The following is a 4,280-nucleotide window of genomic DNA, read 5'->3' as shown; positions in this document are numbered from 1 at the left end:
AGAAGCAGATGCGGCAGATTTAGAGGGGCTTTTGAGTAACCGGATGTGGCAGATTCCGGATGTACAGTGATACAGAATGGAGAAAGTGTATGGATAATAAGGGAAACCAGAATAAAAATGGAAAGAATCCCCGCGGTCAGAATTATGCAGTGCTGATCATGACGATGCTGTTTACGCTTCTCTGCGTGGCGATGATGCACAACCTCTGGCAGGGCAGCCGCACGCACAAGATGCCGTACAGCGAGTTTAATCAGATGCTTAAGGATCACGAGGTAGAATCGGTTGTGATTGGCAATGGAAAGATTCAGATCACGCCGAAGGAAGATTCGAAGAAATATGGCGGCAGCCAGGGAAAATATGGAAATCTGGTAGGAATGGAGTACTACACGATTCCGATCAACGATCCGGATTTGGAAAAGAAGCTGGATGAAGCTGGTGTTACGACCTATGAACAGGCAGAAGTGGACGCGACAGGCAGTATTATCATGCTTCTGCTCGAGTGGGTGCTTCCGATTGCAGCGATGTTCGTCATTTTCAATATGATGATGAAGCGCATGGGCGGCGGAGGCGGCATCATGGGTGTCGGCAAGAGCAATGCCAAAGTATATGTACAGAAAGAAACCGGCGTTACGTTCAAGGATGTGGCAGGTGAGGATGAGGCGAAGGAGTCTCTGACGGAGATTGTTGATTTCCTGCATAACCCGGGAAAATATACGAAGATTGGTGCGAAACTGCCAAAGGGTGCGCTGTTAGTCGGACCGCCAGGAACCGGTAAAACACTTCTTGCCAAGGCAGTAGCTGGAGAGGCGAAGGTTCCGTTTTTCTCTCTGTCCGGTTCGGATTTTGTGGAAATGTTTGTCGGCGTCGGCGCATCCCGTGTGCGTGACCTGTTCAAGCAGGCGCAGCAGTCGGCTCCGTGTATCATTTTCATCGATGAGGTGGATGCGATCGGTAAAAGCCGAGATTCGCGTCTGGGCGGCAACGATGAACGTGAGCAGACGTTAAACCAGCTCCTTTCGGAGATGGATGGATTTGATTCCTCCAAGGGTCTTCTCGTCATGGCGGCGACGAACCGCCCGGAGATTCTGGATCCGGCGCTACTTCGTCCGGGACGTTTTGACCGCCGGATTATCGTGGATAAGCCGGATTTAAAGGGGCGTGTGCAGATTTTAAAGGTACATTCCAAGGATGTAAAACTGGATGAGACGGTTGATTTCGAGGAGATCGCGCTGGCGACATCCGGCGCTGTAGGTGCGGATCTTGCCAATATGATGAACGAGGCGGCGATCACAGCCGTTAAGAATGGCAGGAAAGCCGTTTCCCAGAAGGATTTATTTGAGGCAGTTGAGCTGGTTCTGGTTGGCAAAGAGAAGAAAGACCGCATCCTGAGCCAGGAAGAGCGCCGGATTGTTTCGTATCATGAGGTTGGTCATGCGCTGGTCAGCGCCCTGCAGAAGGATTCGGAGCCGGTACAGAAGATCACGATTGTGCCGCGTACCATGGGTGCGCTCGGCTATGTCATGCAGGTGCCGGAGGAAGAGAAGTACTTAAATACTGAGAAGGAAATCCGCGCGATGCTGGTCGGATTTTTAGGCGGACGTGCGGCTGAGGAGATCGTTTTTGATACGGTAACGACAGGTGCGTCAAATGATATTGAAAAAGCAACCCGGATCGCGCGTGCGATGGTAACCCAGTACGGTATGTCCAAGAAGTTCGGTCTGATGGGACTGGAAAGCCAGGAAAATCAGTACCTGAACGGGAGAACAGTCCTGAATTGCAGTGATATGACAGCGGCAGAGATTGACAAGGAAGTCATGCATATTCTGAAGGTTTCTTATGAGGAGGCAAAACGCCTGCTGAGTGAAAACCGCGAGGCGCTTGATAAGATTGCGGCGTTCCTGATTGAGAAAGAGACGATCACCGGTAAAGAGTTCATGAAGATTTTCCATGAGGTAAAGGGAATCCCGGAGCTGGAGGAAAAGAAACAGGAAGGCGAGGACCGGATTGAGATGCCGGAGGCTGCGAAGACAGGCGATGAGGTTCAGCCGGTAAAGACTGCGGAGGAAACGAACGCGGAAAACTCACAGAACCAGCAGAAGCTGGAAGAAAAACCGGCGGATGAAGTACCGGCAGACGAAACACCGGAATCGGCAGAAGCTGTAGCAGCAGAGAGTCCAAATGAGGATGAGATGCGCGGTGGAAGCTCGTTCGACCGGAAATAAAAGTGATGTATAGCATAAAAGAAATATTTATACAGTAAATAGAACGGCTGTATTTCAGCAATGTGAATCCATATATTGAAAAATCTATGAGTTCTGTTTTGCTGAGATACAGCCGTTATTTATATAGGATTATATCAATTACTGGTACAGGCGGTTGTGCTCATATACCGGCTCGGAGGTCAGTTCGATGCCGAGACGTTTGAAGGTCTTGATATCAACCTCCGACAGCATGACGGAGGTGTGAACCTGGCAGCCGCGCAGTTTTTCGAGCTGTTCCAGGGCGATCTGTGCGTGTTTGTTGGTAGCGGCGCACATGGACAGCGCGATCAGAACTTCATCGGTGTGGAGACGCGGGTTGCGGCTTCCGAGGTACTCGACTTTCAGCTTCTGGATCGGCTCGATCGCGATCGGAGAGATCAGGTGCTCATCGTGCGGAATATTGCCAAGTACCTTGACAGCATTCAGAAGCAAGGCAGCGGAAGCGCCGAGCAGGTTGGTTGTCTTTCCGGTGGCGATGGTTCCGTCCGGAAGTTCGATGGCAGCAGCCGGAGCACCGGTTTCTTCGGCGCGTTTCAGGGCAGCCGGAACAACCTTGCGCATATCGGTGGTCAGTTTTGCCTGCTTCATCAGAAGTTCGATCTTATAAACTTCCTCTTTGCCGACATCCTCTTTGACAACGCGGTTTAATGCCTGATAGTAGCGGCGCAGGATTTCCTGACGGGATGCCTCGCAGCAGGCTTCGTCGTCAATGATGCAGTTTCCTGCCATGTTGACGCCCATATCAGTCGGGGATTTGTACGGGTTCTCGCCGTAGATTCCCTCGAAAATAGCGCTCAGAACCGGGAAAATCTCGATGTCACGGTTGTAGTTGACCGTTGTTACACCATAAGCCTCCAGATGGAACGGATCGATCATGTTGACATCGTTTAAGTCAGCGGTCGCTGCCTCGTATGCAAGGTTGACCGGGTGCTTTAACGGGATATTCCAGATCGGGAAGGTCTCAAATTTGGCATATCCAGCCTTGACGCCGCGTTTGTTCTCGTGGTAGAGCTGGGAAAGGCAGGTTGCCATTTTTCCGCTTCCCGGTCCCGGCGCGGTGACAACAACGAGTGGACGTTTGGTTTCAATGTAATCATTTTTACCATAACCTTCATCGCTGACGATCAGCGGAACATTGCCCGGATAACCGTCGATGGTGTAGTGGCGGTAAACCTTGATGCCCATGGATTCGAGCTTGTGTTTGAAGACATCCGCAGTGTTCTGCCCGGAATAGTGGGTGATTACAACGCTTCCAACATAGAGTCCCTTGTCGGTAAAGGATTGAATCAGACGGAGTACGTCTACGTCGTAAGTAATGCCGAGGTCGGAACGTACTTTGTTTTTCTCGATATCCGCAGCACTGATGACGATGACGATCTCCGCCTGATCCGCTAACTGCAGAAGCATCCGCAGCTTGCTGTCAGGTGCAAAGCCCGGAAGAACCCGGGATGCGTGGTAGTCATCGAACAGTTTTCCGCCAAATTCGAGGTAGAGCTTATCACCGAACTGGTTGATACGCTCACGGATATGTTCCGACTGCATTTTCAGGTATTTGTTGTTGTCAAAACCGATTTTCATCTAATCCTCCGTTCTTAGTTTCGTCCCGCACAGAATACCGGTATCGCGGTGGGGGCAGATGCCGGTTTCCATCTGGTGGGATGAAAATCATATGTTTGTATGGATGATTGCGCCGCCAGGTCACAGTCCATGTCCGGCACAGACTGCCATTCGCAGTTGTTTATGTCGATGCTCTTTGTGTGAAATGAACGCAGCACAGCAGACCGCAAAGAATCACAATTAGTTCTATTATCCTACAAAAAAGTCTATTTGAGTAGAGGGAAAATAAAAAAATTTTAAAATCGGAAAAATGACGGATTTGGTTTTCGGAAATGTAATATTTTCTGGCGAAAATTTTTGTGTACAGGCGATGGGGATGGAGGAAAGAAAATCTGGATGTAAATTGATAAAAAACAGAAAAGGGCATACAAAATGTGATATAATGAGCGCAGAAGAAAAGAA

2 protein-coding genes are annotated in these 4,280 nt (G+C 49.9%); one reads left to right on the top strand and one right to left on the bottom strand.

Annotation, left to right across the window (positions count from 1 at the left end):
* Positions 1-89: 89 nt before the first annotated feature.
* The gene (gene ftsH / locus QVO97_RS05130; RefSeq protein ID WP_022359315.1) at positions 90-2,222 is read left to right on the top strand and encodes an ATP-dependent zinc metalloprotease FtsH; all 2,133 of its coding nucleotides are present in this window, start codon (positions 90-92) and stop codon (positions 2,220-2,222) included.
* Positions 2,223-2,360: 138 nt separating this feature from the next.
* Here the strand turns inward: ftsH and QVO97_RS05125 are convergent, their stop codons facing one another.
* The gene (locus tag QVO97_RS05125; protein ID WP_022359314.1) at positions 2,361-3,839 is read right to left on the bottom strand and encodes a DUF1846 domain-containing protein; all 1,479 of its coding nucleotides are present in this window, start codon (positions 3,837-3,839) and stop codon (positions 2,361-2,363) included.
* Positions 3,840-4,280: the final 441 nt, after the last annotated feature.

Origin of the sequence: Clostridium sp. CAG:43, assembly GCF_000434655.1 — a bacterium.
GTDB lineage: Bacteria > Bacillota > Clostridia > Lachnospirales > Lachnospiraceae > Otoolea > Otoolea fessa.
This window is presented reverse-complemented; position numbering and strand designations above follow the sequence as displayed.